This is a genomic window from Nonlabens sp. (genome assembly GCF_039941875.1).
Classification (GTDB): domain Bacteria; phylum Bacteroidota; class Bacteroidia; order Flavobacteriales; family Flavobacteriaceae; genus Nonlabens.
The window spans coordinates 162244-182345 of record NZ_JBDVDQ010000016.1 but is presented as its reverse complement, the minus strand read 5'-3'; the positions used below and the strand labels follow the sequence as shown (position 1 = coordinate 182345).

General features: G+C 34.8%; 18 protein-coding genes. 9 read left to right on the top strand and 9 right to left on the bottom strand.

The features are described 5' to 3' along the window. Window positions 1–31: 31 nt before the first annotated feature. The 4 genes from ABJF08_RS10785 to rho form a co-directional block, all read right to left on the bottom strand. Window positions 32–2863, bottom strand: coding sequence for a pitrilysin family protein (locus ABJF08_RS10785; protein ID WP_348116213.1), 2832 nt, complete (start codon window positions 2861–2863; stop codon window positions 32–34). Window positions 2864–2993: 130 nt separating this feature from the next. Beyond that, entirely contained in the window at window positions 2994–3455 is a 462-nt protein-coding gene (locus ABJF08_RS10780) for a PA2169 family four-helix-bundle protein (protein ID WP_348116212.1), read from the bottom strand. A 169-nt stretch (window positions 3456–3624) separates the two neighbouring features. Then, the gene (locus ABJF08_RS10775) at window positions 3625–4215 is read right to left on the bottom strand and encodes a hypothetical protein (RefSeq protein WP_348116211.1); all 591 of its coding nucleotides are present in this window, start codon (window positions 4213–4215) and stop codon (window positions 3625–3627) included. Window positions 4216–4442: 227 nt separating this feature from the next. Beyond that, the gene (rho, locus tag ABJF08_RS10770; protein ID WP_348116209.1) at window positions 4443–6188 is read right to left on the bottom strand and encodes a transcription termination factor Rho; all 1746 of its coding nucleotides are present in this window, start codon (window positions 6186–6188) and stop codon (window positions 4443–4445) included. A 199-nt stretch (window positions 6189–6387) separates the two neighbouring features. Between rho and ABJF08_RS10765 the strand changes: the two genes are divergently transcribed. The 3 genes from ABJF08_RS10765 to ABJF08_RS10755 all read left to right on the top strand — a co-directional run bounded on the left by ABJF08_RS10765 (window position 6388) and on the right by ABJF08_RS10755 (window position 10686). Then, window positions 6388–6798: a DUF4293 domain-containing protein gene (locus ABJF08_RS10765; protein WP_104516039.1), complete on the top strand. Its 411-nt coding sequence runs from the start codon at window positions 6388–6390 to the stop codon at window positions 6796–6798. 200 nt (window positions 6799–6998) lie between these two features. Then, a complete protein-coding gene (locus ABJF08_RS10760) occupies window positions 6999–7751 on the top strand; it encodes a LytTR family DNA-binding domain-containing protein (RefSeq protein ID WP_348116208.1) in 753 nt (250 codons plus the stop codon). Continuing rightward, window positions 7738–10686, top strand: a complete 2949-nt coding sequence (locus ABJF08_RS10755) for a histidine kinase (protein ID WP_348116206.1) — start codon at window positions 7738–7740, stop codon at window positions 10684–10686. Before ABJF08_RS10760 ends, ABJF08_RS10755 begins: the two co-directional genes overlap by 14 nt. A gap of 243 nt (window positions 10687–10929) precedes the next feature. Here the strand turns inward: ABJF08_RS10755 and ABJF08_RS10750 are convergent, their stop codons facing one another. Beyond that, complete coding sequence (locus ABJF08_RS10750; RefSeq protein ID WP_348116205.1) at window positions 10930–11418, bottom strand: metallophosphoesterase family protein; 489 nt, start codon at window positions 11416–11418, stop codon at window positions 10930–10932. A gap of 94 nt (window positions 11419–11512) precedes the next feature. On the opposite strand from ABJF08_RS10750, the gene truA reads away from it, so the two are divergent. From truA to ABJF08_RS10735, 3 genes are read left to right on the top strand one after another with little or no spacing between them, the layout of a single operon-like run. Further along, window positions 11513–12268, top strand: a complete 756-nt coding sequence (gene truA / locus ABJF08_RS10745) for a tRNA pseudouridine(38-40) synthase TruA (RefSeq protein WP_348116203.1) — start codon at window positions 11513–11515, stop codon at window positions 12266–12268. Further along, window positions 12268–12729, top strand: a complete 462-nt coding sequence (locus ABJF08_RS10740; protein WP_348116202.1) for a hypothetical protein — start codon at window positions 12268–12270, stop codon at window positions 12727–12729. The genes truA and ABJF08_RS10740 overlap by 1 nt, the downstream gene beginning before the upstream one ends. Window positions 12730–12731: 2 nt before the next feature. Continuing rightward, window positions 12732–14510, top strand: a complete 1779-nt coding sequence (locus ABJF08_RS10735) for an ABC transporter ATP-binding protein (protein ID WP_348116201.1) — start codon at window positions 12732–12734, stop codon at window positions 14508–14510. On the opposite strand, the gene ABJF08_RS10730 is transcribed toward ABJF08_RS10735, so the two are convergent. From ABJF08_RS10730 to folP, 4 genes are read right to left on the bottom strand one after another with little or no spacing between them, the layout of a single operon-like run. Further along, window positions 14507–15295, bottom strand: a complete 789-nt coding sequence (locus ABJF08_RS10730) for a DUF3667 domain-containing protein (RefSeq protein WP_348116199.1) — start codon at window positions 15293–15295, stop codon at window positions 14507–14509. The genes ABJF08_RS10735 and ABJF08_RS10730 overlap by 4 nt on opposite strands. A gap of 36 nt (window positions 15296–15331) precedes the next feature. After that, complete coding sequence (locus ABJF08_RS10725) at window positions 15332–16138, bottom strand: DUF3667 domain-containing protein (protein WP_348116198.1); 807 nt, start codon at window positions 16136–16138, stop codon at window positions 15332–15334. Then, window positions 16138–16914: a diadenylate cyclase CdaA gene (cdaA, locus tag ABJF08_RS10720; protein ID WP_348116195.1), complete on the bottom strand. Its 777-nt coding sequence runs from the start codon at window positions 16912–16914 to the stop codon at window positions 16138–16140. The genes ABJF08_RS10725 and cdaA overlap by 1 nt, the downstream gene beginning before the upstream one ends. Window positions 16915–16929: 15 nt before the next feature. Next, window positions 16930–17760 (bottom strand): dihydropteroate synthase, encoded by an 831-nt coding sequence (gene folP, locus ABJF08_RS10715; RefSeq protein ID WP_348116194.1) that lies wholly within the window; start codon window positions 17758–17760, stop codon window positions 16930–16932. A gap of 55 nt (window positions 17761–17815) precedes the next feature. On the opposite strand from folP, the gene ABJF08_RS10710 reads away from it, so the two are divergent. Genes ABJF08_RS10710 through ABJF08_RS10700 form a run of 3 tightly spaced genes read left to right on the top strand, consistent with a single transcriptional unit; the run spans window position 17816 to window position 20058 of the window. Further along, window positions 17816–18349, top strand: coding sequence for a DUF1599 domain-containing protein (locus ABJF08_RS10710; protein WP_348116191.1), 534 nt, complete (start codon window positions 17816–17818; stop codon window positions 18347–18349). Further along, entirely contained in the window at window positions 18346–18963 is a 618-nt protein-coding gene (recR, locus tag ABJF08_RS10705; protein WP_104516052.1) for a recombination mediator RecR, read from the top strand. The genes ABJF08_RS10710 and recR overlap by 4 nt, the downstream gene beginning before the upstream one ends. Before the next feature lie 3 nt (window positions 18964–18966). Continuing rightward, window positions 18967–20058: a glycosyltransferase family 2 protein gene (locus ABJF08_RS10700; protein ID WP_348116190.1), complete on the top strand. Its 1092-nt coding sequence runs from the start codon at window positions 18967–18969 to the stop codon at window positions 20056–20058. The last annotated feature ends 44 nt before the right edge of the window (window positions 20059–20102 follow it).

Genomic DNA, 20102 nt, shown 5'->3' with positions numbered 1-20102 from the left:
AGAGAGCCTTTTGTTAGTTAAATAATGTTTGCTAGTTAATCAAAATAGGTTTTCCGTAACCTAGTTTTTCTAGTTTATCAAATTGGGTTGCTTTATCACCGACTATTAAATAAATCATATGATCTGGTGTGATATATTTATTAGCAAGTTTTTTAATGTCTTTTAAGGTTAAGTTTTTTACCACTTCTTGACGTTTAAGAGCGTAGTCCACTGGCAGTCCATCTTCTTGAATATTGGAAAGCATGCTTAATTTTGCACCTTGAGATTCAAATGATCTAGCGCTAGATTTAATCATATAACTTTTAGTTACTTGTAGGTCTTCATCATTGAAATTATTACCGTAATTATTTAAAATGTCTTTTACGAGTGCTGTAGATTCATAAGTTACATTAGATCTAACGCCACTATTCACACTAAATATACCTGATAATGGTGAGCCACTATAACTTGATCTTATCCCATAAGTGTATCCTTTGCCCTCACGCAACTGTTGTGTAAGTTGAGATGCAAATCCGCCACCGCCCAAACGGTAATTTAGAACTTGTACTTTATAAAAATCTTGATCGGTAGATGGTATCGCTGGATATCCGAAACTAAGAATAGATTGTTTTGCATTAGGAACATCATAAAAATAAATGCTAGATTTTTCTGGTGTTTTTACTGTCGCTAATTCTGGAAAGGTTACTTCTTTCTTAGTCCACTTACTATTTAAAGTACTTAAAGAAGTAGTTACCTGATCCTTATTAACATCTCCTACTATCTTAAAACTGGCCAGTTGTGGCGATAAGTAACTGTTGTAGTATTCTTTTAAGTCATCAAGACTTATATTTTCTACGCTTGCTTTAGAGCCTAAATTGTTTTGCGCCAGAATGTGATCTTCTCCATAGATTAATTTATCAAACTCATTTGCAGCGATAGCTCTTGGGCTTGCTTTTTGTTGTTGTATCTGGCTGAGAGTTTGTTGTTTAATTAAATCAAATTCTTTTGGATCCCATCGAGGCTCTAATAACATTTCATTTATCAGACTCATTACCTCGTTATAATTGCGCGATAAAGAGCTAGCGTTTACGGCTATACTTTGGTTGCCAGAATAGATGGTAATGTTTGCACCTAGTTGATCTATAGTTTCTTCTAGTTGAGCAGGTGTTTTGGTTGCTGTACCTTTGTTCATTAAGTCTGCTAGCATATTTGAAACACCTATTTTTTTAATGTCTTCTAACAGCATGCCTCCTTTTACTTCTAACTGTAATTGTACTAGAGGTACTTCATTGTCTTCTATACCTAATACTTCAATACCAGAAGATAAAGTTTCTGTGTAAACATCAGGAATAGCTAGTTGAGGTGCAGGACCGTATTTAGGCTCTGTTCTTTCAAAGCTAGATGGTGTGCGTTCATAAGTAGCAATTATACTAGCGTCAAAGGTTTCTTCGGCACCATCTACTATTTTTTCTTCAGCTACTTGAGCAAGGGTAGATTCGTTTACTGCAAGATCGATACTTCCCTTAGGGACAAAACTGGTCATTACATAGTTTTTACCTTTTATATAAGTTTCATATACACGCTTTACATCTTCTATAGTAACTGCTTGCATGTTCTTAACATCTTGAGTTAAGAAACCAGCGTCTCCAGCTAGAATTTCATATTGTGTAAGTTGAAATCCTTTACCTAAAACACTTGATAAACCTTGATAGAAATCTGTTTCTTGACTTGTCTTAATACGATCTAAGTCATTTTGGGAAATACCATCTTTCTCAAATAACGCCATTGCCTTGTTTACACTACTTAGAACGCTGTCTAGATCTTTACCGTCATAGGCTCTCGCCACCAGGCCGAATTGTCCAGCAAGTTCTGTAGTATAGCTATACGCATATGCTTGATCTGCAACCTGATCTTCTTCTATTATTACCTTGTTCAAAGGAGCTTTCTTACCGTTAGAAAGGTAAGTCCCTAAAATATCTAAAGCATAGGAATCTTTGTCATAACTAGGTACAGTAGGCCATGTCATAGCCAGTCTAGGTGTTTGGGCAAAATTATCTTCAAAATATAATTTCTTGGTTTGAGTTAATACGACTGGTTCTACAATCGTTTTTTCTACAGTTTTACCTCTCTTAATTTCGCCAAAGTATTTTTCTACCCATTCTAGAGCTTGTTTTTTATCAAAATCTCCAGCAATAGTTAGTACGGCATTATTAGGTGTGTACCATTCATTATAAAAATCTTTTACATCCTGTAACGATGCATTTTGAAGGTCTTCTAGAGAACCTATCACTTGCCAGTTATATGGATGTCCTTCTGGATATAGGTTTTTACCGATTACATAAGATTCATGTCCATAAGCATTGTTATCAACACTCTGACGTTTTTCATTTTTTACTACTTGCTTTTCTTTGGCTAGTACAGGTTCTGTAACTGTGTTTATGAAATAACCTAGTTTATCTGCTTCGGCCCAAATCATTTTTTCTAAAGCATCTTTAGGAACAGTCTGAAAATAGTTAGTCACATCACGACTCGTAGAACCATTTGCTCCAGAGCCACCTATTCTAGCACTCATTTCATCGAGTCCACCTTTACCTAAATTTTCTGATTCTAAGAATAATAGATGTTCAAATAAATGGGCAAATCCTGTTTTACCTGTTTTTTCTCTTGCGCTACCTACATGGGCAGTAAGTGCGACTGCTACTACTGGATCAGATTTATCTTCATGAAAAATAACGGTAAGCCCGTTTTCTAGAGTGTGTCTTTCAAAAGGTATGGAAATGTCGTTAGTGTCGCTTTGTTCTTCTTTATTCTCTTGCGTATCGTTTTTACAAGATATGAAGGCAGCTAGAAATAGTGCTGGTACTAGAAATTTAGTTAATTTCATAAGTAATTGAATTGGTTCAAGTGACCAAGGTACTTATAGTAATAAATCAGCAACTGTTAAAATAAGTTAAATTCAATTTTAAGAGCAAAAAAAAACCGCTCGTAGAGCGGTTTCTTAAAGTATGTGTCATCTATAAGTTATGATCGTGAGCAAAATCTTCTAAAGTTTTTACTTCATTAACTGTTGCTTGTATTTCGTCTTTTTGAGCTTCTAGAACTGAAACAATAGTAGGAGGTAATTCACCTCTATGTTCTAGCACTTGATCATATTCTTCTATTGCAGATTTCTCACCAGTAAGACATTCTTCTAATACAGACTCGTCTTTATTAAGACTTAAAGCGGCTTTAATATTCATCCAGCCTCTGTGCATGTCACCAGCAAAAGAGCCGTCATTTTTAGGGTTTTCATTCATTCCCTTCATTTCTCCAGCAAGTGCAGCTGCAAATTCTGTACGTCTTGCACCTTGTTGTGCTAGCCATCTCTTTAATTGTACGTGCTCTGTAACTTCAGCGGCATTTGCATACCCACGTTGTGCATCATATGTTTTTTCTAATAAAGAGTTGAGGTATTGTTCTGTTTTTACATTTTCCATGGTCGTTAGTTTTTTATTAAAGATACAAATAGAAATAAGTGCTTTTTCTTAAAAAACTGTGAGTTGAGAAAGGTTTAACGTCTTTATAAAGAGCAAGTAAAAGATGTTCTGAAAATTAAATCCCCATTAAAAATAAATTTAATGGGGATTTAGAATTAGGGAAATAAAATTATTTATCTCCTTTAAGTTTAGCATACTTATTACGTTCATCTTGTAACTGTCTGCCTAGTTTTTGTTCTTTTTCTATAGACTTACGTCTTAGGTCTTCTAGTTCTTCTTCAGTAGTAGCTAGCTGTTTATTTGCAGCCTTTGTAGTAGCGTTACTGTTTTTAAAACGTAGACTCATAAAAATAAATAAGAAGGCAAGTAAACCTACGATAGACCATACTACAGTATTATAAAAACCTTTATTGGTCTGTATGCCTAAAAAATTCATAGAATCTTTTTCAGCATTTACCTCGCTTAGTTCTGTGTTAATTCCAGCAAGTTCATTTTCTAAGGTGGTAATTCTATTATCCTTAGTAACTATAGAACTCTCTAGAGAGGTTATGTTCTCATTAAGCTTTTGAATACTTTCATTAGCATTTTTGCGTAATTTATTGATGTCGGTCTCTTTAACAACTTTGTATTCCTTAAAGTTATTAGAATCATCTAACAGTTGTTTAAACTGTGCGTCTATAGAGGTTTCTGCCTGGTTAGAATCTTGTGCTTGTATAGTAAAGCTTATTGCCAGTACTAGAGATAATAATATGTATTTCATTTGATAGGATATAAAAGAGCAAACGAGATGAATCGTTGCTCATTGTGTAGTAACGTATTTTATAATGTTAAATCTTTGTGAGAGTAATTATAGCCGTCATTTTTGAAGGGTTATAAGAATCGCAAAGTTAGATATTTCTGTAAGATTTGTAGGGATTCCGCTTTCGCGAAAGCGAGTATAAAAAAAGCCCCACCGTAAAGTAGGGCATCATGAATTATGTTCTAGAATTACTCATTCATAGTTGCAAGAAACTCTTCATTATTGCGAGTTTGCTTCATTTTTTGAGAGATAAATTCCATAGCTTCTACAGGGTTCATGTCTGCAAGATACTTGCGTAAGATCCACATATGTTTCATAGTCTGCTCGTCTAACAATAAGTCATCACGACGTGTAGAAGAAGAGGTAAGGTCGATAGCAGGGAATACACGACGGTTAGAAATGTTTCTATCCAGTTGCAGTTCCATGTTACCAGTTCCTTTAAATTCTTCAAAGATTACCTCATCCATTTTAGAACCAGTCTCTGTAAGAGCAGTTGCTATAATAGAAAGAGAACCACCGCCTTCTATGTTACGTGCCGCACCGAAGAAACGTTTAGGCTTGTGCAATGCATTTGCATCTACACCACCAGAAAGTACTTTACCACTAGCTGGTTGTACCGTGTTATAAGCACGTGCTAAACGTGTTATAGAATCTAGTAAGATCACTACATCGTGACCACATTCTACCATACGTTTTGCTTTTTCAAGAACTATGTTTGCCACTTTTACATGGTCATGAGCTTCTTTGTCAAATGTAGAAGCGATTACCTCTCCATCTACATTGCGCTGCATGTCTGTTACTTCTTCTGGGCGCTCATCTATTAATAAGATCAACTGGTAAACCTCAGGATTATTTGCTGCAATAGCGTTTGCAATATCCTTAAGTAACATGGTTTTACCTGTTTTAGGTTGCGCCACGATCATACCACGCTGTCCTTTACCTATAGGAGCAAAAAGATCCATCACACGAGTAGAAATACTAGCGCGTCTGTCTGCTAGGTTAAATTTTTCTTCAGGGAATAATGGTGTTAAATGCTCAAAAGAAACACGGTCACGCACTACTTTAGGGTCTAGACCATTAATTTGAGATATTTTTATAAGAGGGAAATACTTTTCTCCTTCTTTAGGAGGGCGTACCATACCTAAAACTGTATCACCTGTCTTAAGGCCAAAAAGTCTAATTTGGGACTGAGATACATAAATATCATCTGGACTGGCTAGGTAATTATAGTCACTACTACGTAGGAAACCATAACCGTCAGGCATCATGTCTAGAACACCTTCACTCTCTATTATTCCATCAAATTCAAAGTCAGGATCGCGGTAACGGTTGCGAGTGTCTTTGTTTCCTTTAGGAACATTATTTTGAGTGTTATTGCTACGTGTGTTTTTTTGACGACCGTTGTTACGGTTGTCGTTTTTTGTATCAGCAGTATCTTTCTTAGAGTCTGCAGTATCTGCAGTCTTTTTAGAAGATGTGTCTGTAGTGTCTTTTGCAGTATCGCTAGTTTCCTTAACAGTTTTCTTAGCCGTTTTTCTAGGCCTAGGTCTAGGATTAGGTTTGCTAGGATCTTTGCGTCCTTTAAGAGTTTCTTCAGTTATTTCAAAATCTTCTTTTTCTTCAGATTTTGTTTCTTTTTTTGTTTCTTTCTTAGAGACTCTAGGTTTGCGTTCTTTCTTTACAGCAGGCTTTTTGGCAGCTGGCTTTTCCTTTACAACTTTTTCAACCTTTTCTTTAGCTTCTTCTTTTACAGGAGCTGGTGTTGTTTCAATATCTAGGCTTTTTACAACGTCTGGATTTGCTGCTTGTAGATCTAGTATTTTATAAACCAGATCTAGTTTACGTAGTTGTTTGAATTTAGGAACGTTTAATCCTTTTGCGATTTCCTGTAACTCAGGAAGTTTTTTAGATTTTAAATCAGCTATTTGAAACATGTATCGTTATGATATATATAATTTGTTATCAGGGGGAAAAGAAAGTTCAAAATTTATCAGAAAAATTTTAAACTGCTAGATAACCTATAAAGAGTAAGTTACCTTAATAGCATTGCAATGATACATTAAAAAATTAATATCTGTTGTTCTTTTTGCTTGTTATGTTCTATTTTTGCTTTGCTTTTGAAAAATAGCAGTAATGATACAACGCATACAGACCATTTATTTACTTTTAGCCGCAATAGTCTCTGGTGGACTTATTTGGGTAGTAGAGCATTTTAATGATGGAGAAGGAAATGAGTTTGTAGGTATGGATGAAAGTCTTTACTTTGGTATCTTTACAGTGAGCGCGTTAATGTCGGTAGTTGCGATGTTTTTATTTAAAAACAGACAGTTACAAACAGTGGTTAACCGTTTAAATTTGTTATTAAACCTTTTTATACTAGGTGTTTATGTATATCGAGCGCTAATGATGTCTGGAGAAACGGCGGTTTCTGAGAAAGGCATTGGGATGTTCATTCCTATCCTATCTATCGTTTTACTTGTCTTGGCTAACAAGGCAATAAGAAAGGATGAACAGCTTGTAAAATCTGCTGATCGATTAAGATAAACGCAATAAACTTAGTAATATTAGTGAAAAAACCTGCAGGGCGCCACCTTGCAGGTTTTTGTTTTTCATGTAAATTTTACTGTTCCGCTTTCGCGAAAGCGAATCTCAAATAAACATTTTTTAAAGAATCCTGATTCTAGATTAAAATAAACAACCAGTAATAAGTAATGTTTAATCCCTCTTTTTGCTACATTTAAAGCATGATAAATGTTATAATCATTGATGACGAATCTCACGGAAGGTCATTGCTCCATAATTTATTAGAAAAAGAACTGGGCGATCAATACCAGCTTAAAGATAGTTGCTCTTCTGTAAAAGAAGGTGTTAAAGCTATACGAGAGCATAAGGTAGATCTAGTGTTTCTAGATATTCAAATGCCCGAAGAAGACGGTTTTGAATTGTTTAATTATTTTGAGAATATAGATTTTGAAATCATTTTTGTAACTGCTTTTGATCAATATGCGATTAAAGCTTTTCAGTGCAGTGCGTTACATTATTTATTGAAACCGGTAGACCCTGTGCAGCTGCATGAGGCAATCGAGAGGTATAAAAAGTCTAAAGAGAATAAAAAAGCTATACTCAAAAAATTTGACGTCTTTGCAGAGTATATAGAAGGACAACAAGAGAAAAAACGTATTGTTTTTAATACTACAACAGGTTTTGAAGTTGTAGTTATTAAAGAGTTAGTACACATCGCTGCCGAAGGTAATTACAGTCAGTTGTACTTTAAAGATGGCAGTAATAAGTTGGTTACTAGTTCGCTAAAAGGAATAGAAGATTGTCTTCCAGATTCTTATTTTCTTAGAATCCACCATGGTCACATTATTAATTTAAACGCGGTGCATAAATTTACCAAAACAGATCGTGAGGTAACATTAATTAATGGTGACACGTTAAAAGTAGCAGAACGTAAGTTGAAATTATTCTTAAGCCGCATCAGTGAAGCTATCTAATTGTCTGATTTTTTTATTCTTTACTATAAGTGTCTTAGGGCAAAGGCATCCATCTGTTTCTTATACAGAACAAAATGTGTTGCCTAATAATGCGGTGCGCTGCCTTTTTAAATCGGATGACGGTGCTTTGTGGATAGGTACTGATAATGGGCTAGTGCGCAAGTATAATAATCAGTTTACAACCTATTATAAAGAAGATGGACTAGCACAAAATAACATTTGGTCGGTTGCACAAAGTAAGGATCGTACCTTGTGGATAGGTAGTTATGGAAAAGGGTTATCTACTTATAGAAAAGGTGTCATTAAAGAGTATGAATATAATGATCAATTAGTACATCTGGAGGTGACTCAATTAATGATTCACGACTCCTATTTGTATGTAGGAACTAGTGATGGTATCGCGATTATAAATATTAAAAACGGTAAGCTAGTTAAAAACTTAAAACCTAAAATATCCAGCGAGGATAGTTTTAGAATTCAAGATTTTTTCTTGATAGAAAGTGAGGTGTATGCGGTAAGTTATTTACAAGGGGTGTTTAAGGTTCAAGAAAATGGTGCCACCTTTAATCTGTCTCAAATTACAGATGAAAGTCAGCTTTATGCGGCACAAGTCTATCGTGGACAATTGTTTTTAAGCGGTAAAGAATTCTATAAAAAAATAAGTCTAGATAGCGTTGTACAGCCAGGCGTTTATAACAAGGCCTTAGAAATAGAAAGTTCTATCCTTTGGGATTATGCAGTGGCTGATAATTTATTTTATGCAGCGGCATGGGGTATTTATCAAAACGATGGAGGGATATATAAATGGGAGAACGGAAGTTTTAATAATAAGAACAAGGATTATGGAGTCGAAAGCACGCAAGTAACTAGTTTACAATATGACCAAGAGGTAGATCGCTTATTCATAGGTACACTAGATCATGGAATGTATGAAGTTTACTTAAATGAAGCCTTACGTTTTGAAAATGTGTCACACGAGAGTGTGATAGATCTAGCACATCTAGAAGAAAAAAATGCTTACCTGTATAATGATGGTTTACAAATAGGAAAGACTACTATAGAAGCATCTAGGTTTAAAGAATGGCAATCAGAATTTGCAAAAACTCATCCAGAGCAACTGCCTAAGCATAAAGACTTTTTCTATGAATTAGATTACGATACACCTGCTGCAAACATTGTTTTCTATGGTTTAAAAACGAGTGAAGAACAGGTTTGGGTAAATACTTCTATTGGGTTATATGTGTTTAATAAAAAGGCAGAGCTGGTTAGGTATATGCCACTACATACTCTAGAATTTAATTTTACAGATTCAGGTAATTTAATAGAGACTAATTTCTATCATGGTTCACGAGTTTATGATAAGTTAGAACGGTTATCGTACACATATTTTGATAATCTGGCCGATGTGAATAACCCTGGTCATGTGGTAGGTAGCGTACAACAAAAGGATAAAACTTATTTCACATCTATATTTAGTGGCTTGTATGCATATCAAAATGGTGTATTCACCTCTTATGTAAAAAACGAGTTGTGGCAAGAAAAGCGCTTGCGACATATAACTAGATTAGGTGATGCTAGATTAGCAATCTCTAATGAAGATGGCGACGTTTTTATAGTGGAAGACACGATACTTTTTCGTGTTAAAAAGATCAGCCGTAATTCTACATATGGTAATACGATCACTTTTCTAAGCTCATTTCATGATTGGGTTGTCATAGGCACCTCAAAAGGTGTGGTGTTGTACAAAGATGATAAAGAGATTTTTATAGATAAAGAACAAGGCTTAGATCATAAAGTAACCAGTGGTATGGTAAAAAATGATACTTTGTTTTTAGGTAGTGATCACGGGCTGTTTAAAATAGCGTTATTAGATATTTTAGATAAGCCTAATAGAGTGGAAAGTTTAAAAATTATAGACTTTAAAGTGAATGGTGTAGTGCAACCATTGAGAATAAAACAGTCCAGTCTGGATTATGATCAAAACTCCATACAGTTAACACTTGCTACCAATCAACATCCATTTCCTGAAAAATTACAGTACAGTTATCGAATTAAAGAGGACGAAGACTGGATTTCCATAAAAGGAGCTGTAATTGATTTGCCTTATTTACAGCCTTCTTTTTATGATATTCAAGTAAAGATAGAAGACGCATCTACTGGTGCTATGTTTCAAAAATCTATAATTAATTTTACTGTTAACGATCCGTTTTATCAAAGCTCTTGGTTTATAATTTTGTTTTTTAGTATCGTTATAGGAATTTTATACACCTACTTTAGCTTAAAGCGAAAAGGTGCAAAACAACTTTCAGAAGAGAGAGAAACTATTACTAAGCGTGTAGAAGAAGTAAAATTAGAGGCACTATTATCGCAAATGAATCCGCATTTTGTTTTTAATTCACTTAATTCAGTACAGTATTTTATTAGTAATAGTGAGAACGATCGTGCAATGAAATACTTAGGGACTTTTGCAGGGTTAATGAGAGCCAATTTAAATAATAGTGACAAACAGTTTATAACTCTAGAAGAAGAAATAGCATACTTGAAGAGTTATACTGAATTAGAAAATGCACGTTTTGATGATCGTATTTCTATTCTTTTTAATGTCGATAAAGAACTGTCATTATCGCAAACGAGTATACCTAATATGGTGTTGCAGCCATTTGTAGAAAATGTATTTGTACATGCATTTCCATCTAGAATAGAATCTCCTATTTTAGAAATAGAATTCTCAAGAATAGATGAAGATCATTATCGTTGTGTAATAAGCGATAATGGTATAGGAAATGTGAGTCTTTCTAAAAACAAGCGTCATATATCAAAAGGGACACAACTCGTCCGAGAACGCTTATCATTTTTAGGATACGACCCTGAAAAGGCGCTTAGAATCCATCATGCTAGTAATGGAACAACTGTAACACTCGATCTAGAGATGTAACAGTTATTTAATAATCACCTACAGTTATGTAATAGGGTGAAAATTATAAAAGCATTAAGTTAACTTTATTTCTGTAAGATTTTTGTTGATTCCAACCTTGTGTTTTTTAACAAGAATTGAATTATGAAAAGAGTTTTTTATTGAAACACACAACCAGCCAAAACGAAAATTAGGGGTAATATTTTAAAGTTGGTTTGTGTGAAAAACTGGAAGCTTTGCTTCCAGTTTTTTTGCTTAATTCCATTATCGATCTTTTTCTATAACTTCTAGATTTGAAATCTTTCCATTATTTATTTCAAATCGCAACATGGTACGTTTTTTATGAAAACCATGCATTCCTATAGCACCAGGATTCATGTGTAAGCATTGAATCTTTTTATCCATGATCACTTTTAAAATATGACTATGGCCACATATAAAAACCTGCGGCGGATTTGCATACAACTCTTCTCGTATTTTAGGATTATACCTCCCAGGGTAACCACCTATGTGAGTGATCCATATATCCATCCCTTCACAAATAAATCTATTGTTTAAAGGAAACTGCATTCTTGCTTTATCGTCGTCTATATTTCCATAAACAGCACGCAGTGGTTTTAATGCAGCAATTTGATCGGTAACGTTTAGATCTCCTATATCGCCAGCATGCCACACCTCATCAGCTTGTTTTATGTATTTAATTATAAAATCATCTATATGACTGTGCGTGTCAGAAAGGAGTAATATTTTCATATCGCAAATTTAATAAGCAAATAGCTACCGTTAATTTGAATTCTCATGGGATTTCAGAATCAATTTCATATTCATTCCTCTTATCTTTGTAGCGATGCAAGATAAACCACGTTATTTTATAGAACTAGCCTATGATGGCACAGCTTATCACGGCTGGCAACGACAGCCTCAAAGTATTACGGTGCAAGAAGTGCTAGAAGATGGTTTGCAAAAAATGTTGCGTGAGAAAATAGCCATTCAAGGAGCAGGAAGAACAGATGCTGGTGTACATGCTGCATATATGGTCGCTCATTTTATTTATGATGGAGAGATCGATATCGAGCATTTAGTATACCGTCTCAATAGATGGTTGCCTAAAGATATAGCTGTTTATGACATAAAACCAGTTACCGACAAAGCACATGCACGATTCCATGCTTATAAACGTTCTTATGAATATCATTTTTTGTTGAGGCCTAATCCATTTGATGTAAATCAGGCTTATGTGTTATTTAGAAAACCAGATTTTGAGTTGATGCAAAAAGCAGCAGATATTCTTCTAGAATATAAAGATTTTGAGTGTTTTTCAAGAACTAATACAGACGTGAATACATTTATTTGTGACCTGACAGAAGCGCGTTTTGAATTTAAAGAACACAAGGTGATTTTTCATATTACGGCAAATAGATTTTTGCGTAACATGGTAAGGGCAGTAGTAGGGACATTGCTAGATGTAGGTTACGGTAAAAAAACGGTAGAGGACATGCATAAAATTATTGCTTCAAAAAATAGAAGCAATGCAGGGGCAAGTGCGCCAGCAGCAGGTTTATTTCTTACACAAATTCATTATCCTGAAGAACTGTTTTTATAATGGAAAAAATCCTTTATAAAGAAACTCAAAAATTTGATCAGTGGTGGTTGTGGTTAATTGTTATAAGCTTGTTTCTTATTCCTATTTTACAGTTTAACTCGTCAGAAGATCTTTTAAATCAACTTGCTATTGATAAAATTATCCCAAGTATTTTACCTGTTGTCATTTTGGTTTTATTTTTAACACTTAAAATGACCACGGTTATTACCCATGAGAAAATCACAGTGCTCTATAGTCCGTTTGTAAAAAAAGAATTTTATTGGAGAGATCTAGATAAGGCTCAGGTCATTGATTATGGTTTTATAGGAGGCTGGGGTATTAGACTTTGGACTTCTTATGGAACAGTATATAATGTAAAAGGATCAATAGGTCTACACATTAAAACAGCCGATAAGCAATATGTAATCGGTACACAAAAGGAAAAAGAATTACGTTCTGTTATAGAACATTTACTTAAATAAATATGGCATCTACAACAGGTAATGCATTTAACTTGTCTCTTTTTAGAAGACTACTTTCTTACACTAAGCCTTATAAGCTTACCTATTATTTTGTAGCATTAAGTGCTATCCTTATTGCAATAGTCGCTATAGCAATGCCTTATTTAATTAAGGTTTCTATAGATGAGCATATTATACCTCGTCAGTTTGATGGTTTTGTGACTGTTATAGGAATGATGATAGCCGTTTTAATCATTGATGTTTTGCTACAGCTCAGTTTTATTTATTATGCTAACTGGTTAGGACAGCAGGTAATACGAGATTTGCGTGTAAAACTCTTTACCCACATGATGGGTTTTAAGATGCAGTATTTTGATAAAAGCGCCGTAGGTAAATTAGTTACTAGAGCGGTAAGCGATATAGAAACTATAGCAAGTATTTTTTCTCAGGGTCTATTTGTTATCATTTCTGATTTGTTGAAAATGGTGGTTGTTCTTGGCTTCATGGCCTATTCTAGTTGGAAGTTGACATTAATAGCGTTGATAGTGATGCCTTTTATATTGTATGCTACTCGCGTGTTTCAAAAAGCAATGAAAGTGGCTTTTGAAGAAGTGCGCACCCAAGTAAGTAATTTGAACTCTTTTGTACAAGAGCGAGTTACTGGTATGAAAATCGTACAAATTTTTAATCGTGAGAAAGTAGAGTACGAGCAGTTTAAAGAGATTAATGATAAACATAGAAATGCGTGGGTAAAAACAGTATGGTACAATTCCATTTTCTTTCCTATTGCAGAGATGGCTTCTAGTATAACAATAGGTCTTATAGTGTATATAGGTGTGGTTATGAATCTAGGTGCAGAGGCTACAACTATGGCTGTAGAAATAGGTACTATAGTCATGTTTATTGATTTGTCACAAAAATTATTTAGACCATTACGCCAGATAGCAGATAAGTTTAATACGCTACAAATGGGTATGGTGGCCGCAAATCGTGTTTTTGGTATTCTAGATACAGAATCTCAAATAGAAGATCAAGGTGATCTAGTTGCTGCACATCTTAAAGGTGATATAGAGTTTAAAGATGTAGACTTTAGTTATGTAGATAACGAGCTTGTTTTAAAGAACCTTAGTTTTGCCGTTGCCTCTGGTGAGACCGTTGCTATTGTAGGTGCTACAGGTGCGGGAAAATCTACTATTATAAATCTTCTTTCTCGTTTTTATGAAATTAATAGTGGAGAGATTTTGATAGATTCCGCTTCCGCGAAAGCGTACCAATTATCATCTCTTAGATCACAAATAGCAGTGGTGCTACAAGACGTATTCTTGTTTGCAGATACTATTTTGAATAATATTACACTACAGAATCCAGATATAACAGAAGACGATGTAATCAAGGCAGCTCAAAAAATAGGGGTGCATGATTTTATAATGACGTTACCTAATGGGTATCATTATAATGTAAAAGAAAGAGGAGTGATGCTTAGTTCTGGACAGCGACAGTTAATAGCGTTTTTAAGAGCTTATGTTTCTAATCCTAGTATCTTAATTTTAGACGAGGCGACAAGCTCTGTAGACGCTTACAGCGAGCAGTTGATACAGGATGCGACAGACATTATAACCAAAGGACGCACTTCTATAGTAATTGCTCATAGACTCGCAACCATCAAAAAAGCAGATAAAATTATCGTGATGGATGCAGGAGAGATAGTAGAAATAGGATCGCACAGCCAGTTGCTTCAAAAAGAAAATGGTTACTACAAAAATCTTTATGAAGTACAATTTCTACAGCAAGAAGTGGCTTAGACTACACCAGTTGCTTTTAGGACTAGACCTATTAATATACCCAGTATTCCAAGTATAATACCTGCAACTATCATAAGTGTTATACTTACTATAACAGAGATGAGAGCTTTTAAAATTATAGATTGATTATTTAGTTTAAAACACCTTTTGTAACAATATATAACGTAAATAATCAGTAAGGGAAATCCAACAAACCCTACGTACATTACCGCCTGAGGGAAAATAAGTACGGTTAAAATGGTAAAAGGAGTTGTCACAATTACAGAGTGGCCATATGCATACATATAGAAAACCATCTGTTCTGTAAAATTAAAATAGCGTTTTCCCCAAAAGGTAATTCTAGCTATTAATGCTAGAAAAGGAATAGTGAGTAATAAGAAGAATCCTTGAAAATCAAATGCGTATTTCCCAAATTCGTCATTAAACTTATTGGTCATTTCCATTTGCTCAGGACTGTAATTCATTTGCGAGTAAGCCTCTTGTTGGGATGCTAGTATTTGGTCAAAAGCTCCTGTGTTCTTTAAAACAAAAGTGTAAATACCAGTTAAAAAAAGAGCTAGTAATAAATACCTCATCGCATCCATGTAGTTAACACGGCGTCCATTCATATAACCTAATATGACAGCTTCTGGTTTTCTAAAAAGATCAAGAAACGTACGTACAAATTTGGTGTCTATACCTAAATACATGTCAGCAAAATCATTACCGACTTGCTTCATGGTAATGCGATTTTCCAACCATTTTGCACCACAATGCGAACAGAAATTCTGTTCCAGGTATATCATTTGAGAGCAGTTTTTACAATTTCTTTCCATAGGTTTTTAATGAGCAGCAGTTGTATTGAGTAGGTCTGAGTTGAAGAAGAATAAGAGAGCAACTGCTATAATAATTACAATGATCATTAAAACAGCAGAGATCACGTTGAATACGATAATTGCAAGCAGCCCTTTTAAAATAGTTTGTTGTGTATCTAGTTTAAAGCATCTTTTATAATACCAGGCTACTTGTAAAAAAATAAAAGGTGTCAGTGCTAGTGATACCATTTGATAAGGAATGTCAAAACCAATCATAAGTGGCGTTGCCAGAAACGTTACGATATTAACAAGGCCAAATACATAAACGTATAAAATTAAGTGCTCAGTAAGATTGTATTTTCTAATATCTAAGAAGACTATATAACCTGATAACGCATAGGCTGGTAAGAAAAATGTAGTAAAAGCGCCTATGTAGTCATAAAAAAAATTGGTAAAATTTTCTAAGCTTTGACCGGTATTATTTTGAACATTTGTTATTTCGGTAATATCAATTCCTAGAGTGTCTGGTGCAAAATTCCTTAATAGAAAAATTTGTAAACCTACTAAGGATAAACTGATTAAATAAAAGTTAATAGGATTTACATATTTCTTGCGTTGGCCATTTATATAGCCATTTATTACATCTTCAGGATAGCGCAGTAAGCCCAAAATTGTGACTAGAAATACATTGTCAGTTCCTAAGTAACGATTAGATAATTCGGCTGTTATTTTACGAGGTGTTAATCTATATTCCACCCATTTAGAACCACAATGGGAGCAGTAATTTTGTTGGGCATAAAGTAACTTTTTACAGTTTTTACAATTACGTTCCATTAAGCGAGGTGAGATTTGATTTTGGCAGCCAGTTCATCTGTGTCGGTATAAGATTCAAATTCGCCTTCATGAACTAGCGATATTTGACCTGTTTCTTCACTTACTATTAATGCGATAGCACTACTTCTTTCCGTTAAACCTAAAGCTGCTCTGTGACGCAACCCAAAACGCTGAGGTATTTTTCTGTTTTCAGATACAGGTAAAATCACTCGTGTTGCTGTAATCTTATTTCCCTCTACTATCATCGCACCATCGTGTAGTGTACTGTTTTTATAAAAAATGCTTTGTATGATAGAAGAGTTTACTAAAATGTCTTGATCGTCTCCAGTGTTTTTAACAAATTCAAGAGAACCATCTCTTTTGATACCTATTAATGCGCCAGTTTTAGTAGAGCTCATTTTTTTACAAGCCTTTACTATTTCATCAACAACCATTTGATTGTTGTCCTGTTCTTCTTGAAAAATGCGTAGTTGTTTAAAAAAGCGCCTGCGAGAAGTGAATTTTGTAGAACCTAGCATTAAAAGAAAGCGCCTTATTTCCTGTTGAAAAACAACTATCAAAGCTACCACTCCAGCACCAGTAACAGCGCCTAATGCCTGACTTAACATTTCCATTTTCATGAAAACCGTTAATTGATAAATCAAGTAGATAATAAAAATCCCAATAAAAATATTGAGCGCCGCGGTACCTTTAACCAGTCGGTATAAGTAGAAGACCACAGCTGCCACTAGCAGTATGTCTATTAAATCGATTATTCTAAACCCAGGAAGTTCCATGTAGCTAAAATATAATTAATTTATCGTTAACTGGTTATACAACGCTATAGTTTCCATCGCTTCTTTAACATCGTGGACGCGTAAAATTTTTGCACCTTTCATTAAACTCACCATGTTTAAAGCTGTTGTTCCATTTAATGATTCTTGTGCGGTGCTGTTTAAGGTTTTGTAAATCATTGATTTACGAGATATTCCAGCTAGAATAGGTAGTCTGTGAGCTTTTAAAAAATCTAGATCAGAAAGCAATTCAAAATTTTGTTGGGTAGATTTTGCAAAACCAAAACCAGGATCTATAATTAGGTCATCAATTCCACAAGCTCTTGCAGCAGCAACACGTTCAGAAAAATAACGATTTATTTCTACCACCATATTACCATAATCGGTCATGGTTTTCATGGTTTGTGGAGTACCACGCATGTGCATCATGATGTAAGGGATTTTGGCTTTTCCCACAGTTTGTAACATATTTTCAGATAAAAGACCAGCGCTTATATCGTTCACGATAGTCGCTCCGTGATTAATTACTTTTTCTATCACGCTTTCGCGAAAGCTGTCACAACTTAAACCTTTTATAGAAAATCGAGCTGTTATCAAATCAAGAACTGGGAGAACTCTAGATAACTCTTCTTCTACAGAAATGTCCGTACCATCTGGTCTAGAACTGTAGCCACCGACATCTATAAATGTAGCACCTGCATCTAGCATGGTTTCTACTTGGTTTAAAATAGCAGCGTCGTTTTTAAGTTTACCACCATCATAAAAAGAATCTGGTGTACAGTTCACAATTCCCATGGTATGAGGTGTAGAAAGGTCGATAAGAGTGCCCGCGCAATTTATAGTCGCCATGAAATATGGTTAATTGAGTTTTAAATGCGAAATTTACGCAAAATTTATAGCCCTTATGTCGCAAACTAGCCAGCAATATGATGCAGTTATCACACGATGTCGTGATTTGTTTTCTAATAAAATGAAGGATTATGGTAGTGCATGGCGCATTTTACGCTTGCCATCACTTACAGATCAGATTTTTATAAAAGCACAGCGCATAAGAGGTCTTCAAACTCTTGCAGAAACAAAGGTGGACGAAGGGCAGGAAAGCGAATTTATAGGCATTATTAATTATTCCATAATGGCACTTATACAACTAGAAAAAGGTGTGGTAGAGCAACCAGATCTAGAACTAGAAGAGGCTGTTGCACTGTACGACCATCATGTAGCGATTACTAAACAATTAATGATGGATAAAAACCATGATTATGGTGAGGCATGGAGAGATATGCGAGTAAGTTCATTAACTGATTTAATACTGCAAAAATTATTGAGAGTAAAGCAAATTGAAGATAATGAAGGTGCTACACTAGTGTCAGAAGGTATCGATGCAAACTATCAAGACATGATTAATTATGCTGTTTTTGCTATGATTCATTTATCATGAATTTTTCCTCAAAAATATTAGAAGAAGCGGTAGATCAAGTATCGCAATTACCTGGTATAGGTAAACGCACGGCATTGCGACTGGTCTTGCATTTAATGCGCCAGCCAGAGCATAATACAGATGCGCTATCTGATGCGTTATTAAAAATGCGACACGATCTTAATTTTTGTAAAAAATGCCATAATGTAAGTGATGTAGAGATTTGTGAGATTTGTGCCAGTCACAACCGCGATCAGTCCATCGTTTGTGTGGTAGAAGATATACGAGACGTCATGGCTATAGAAAACACGAGTCAGTATCGTGGTTTGTACCATGTTTTAGGAGGTAAAATAAGTCCTATGGATGGAATAGGTCCACAAGATCTTAAAGTAAGATCACTCGTAGATCGTGTAAAAAACGATGGAGTTACCGAGATTATTTTTGCACTGAGTCCAACAATAGAAGGTGATACTACTAACTTTTATATCTTCAAACAACTCGATGGACTAGAGGTGAATACATCTACCATCGCGAGAGGAATAGCCGTAGGAGATGAGTTAGAGTTTGCCGATGAGGTAACGCTAGGAAGAAGTATCTTACATCGTGTTCCTTATGAGAATTCATTAAAAAACTAATTCATGCAATTATCCATAGTCATACTTAATTATAACGCAGCAGCTTTTCTTGAGCTGTGTGTTTATAGTGTGATGCGAGCTGTTAAAAATCTAGATGCAGAGATTATCGTGGCAGATAATAATTCTACAGATCACAGCCTCGAGATGTTAGCCTCTGTTTATGGCGATCGTATAAAAGTGATAGCGCATAAAGAGAATCATGGCTTTTCTAAAGGGAATAACCTCACTGTAGAGCAAACTCTAGGGGAATATTTGTGTATTTTAAATCCAGATACGATAGTAGGAGAGAATGTTTTTGAAGAGTGTTTAGCTTTCGCGAAAGCGGAACCCAAAGCAGGCTTTTTAGGAACCCAGCTTATTGATGGAACCGGTAAATATTTGCCAGAAAGTAAAAGACATGTTCCTACACCTAAAGTAGCGAGACAAAAAATGCTGGGCAACGACAGTAACTATTACTTTAATGAAGTTGGTCAAAATGAAAGAGGCAAAGTAGAGGTGCTAGTAGGTGCTTTTATGTTTTGTAAGAAAGATGTTTATGAAGATTGCGGTGGTTTTGACGAGCGTTATTTTATGTATGGAGAAGACATCGATTTAAGTTACACGGCACTTCAAAAAGGATATGATAATTATTATCTAGGTGACCAGAAAGTGATTCATTTTAAAGGAGAAAGTACGGTAAAAGATAAAATCTATTTAAAAAGATTTTATGGAGCCATGGGGTTATTTTACGATAAGTATTTTAAACAATCTATCATAGTAAAAAAGGCAATTGATCTTTTAATAAGTAGTATGATAGTCATGAAAGGCACAAAAACTACCGAAACTGTCCAAGAAGAAAAAGAATTTATACTCGTTACCGAAGATGCTGATCTTCAAATAAAAAATGCAGAGTCTACAGCGTCTATAGAATTGCTTGAATCTTGCAATATGCTGAATAAGAGTGTGCTTTGGGATTTGAGTTCTCTGAAATTTGAAGAAATGATAAATTATATGTCTAAAAATACAGAAGGAACTTATAGATTTCTAAATCAGAATAAAACCTTCTATATAGGCAGTGATAGCAGTAAATCACGTGGAATAATGAAAATTGTGTAATAGATCTTTGTAAACACTGCAAAATCGATAAGTGATTCTTAAAA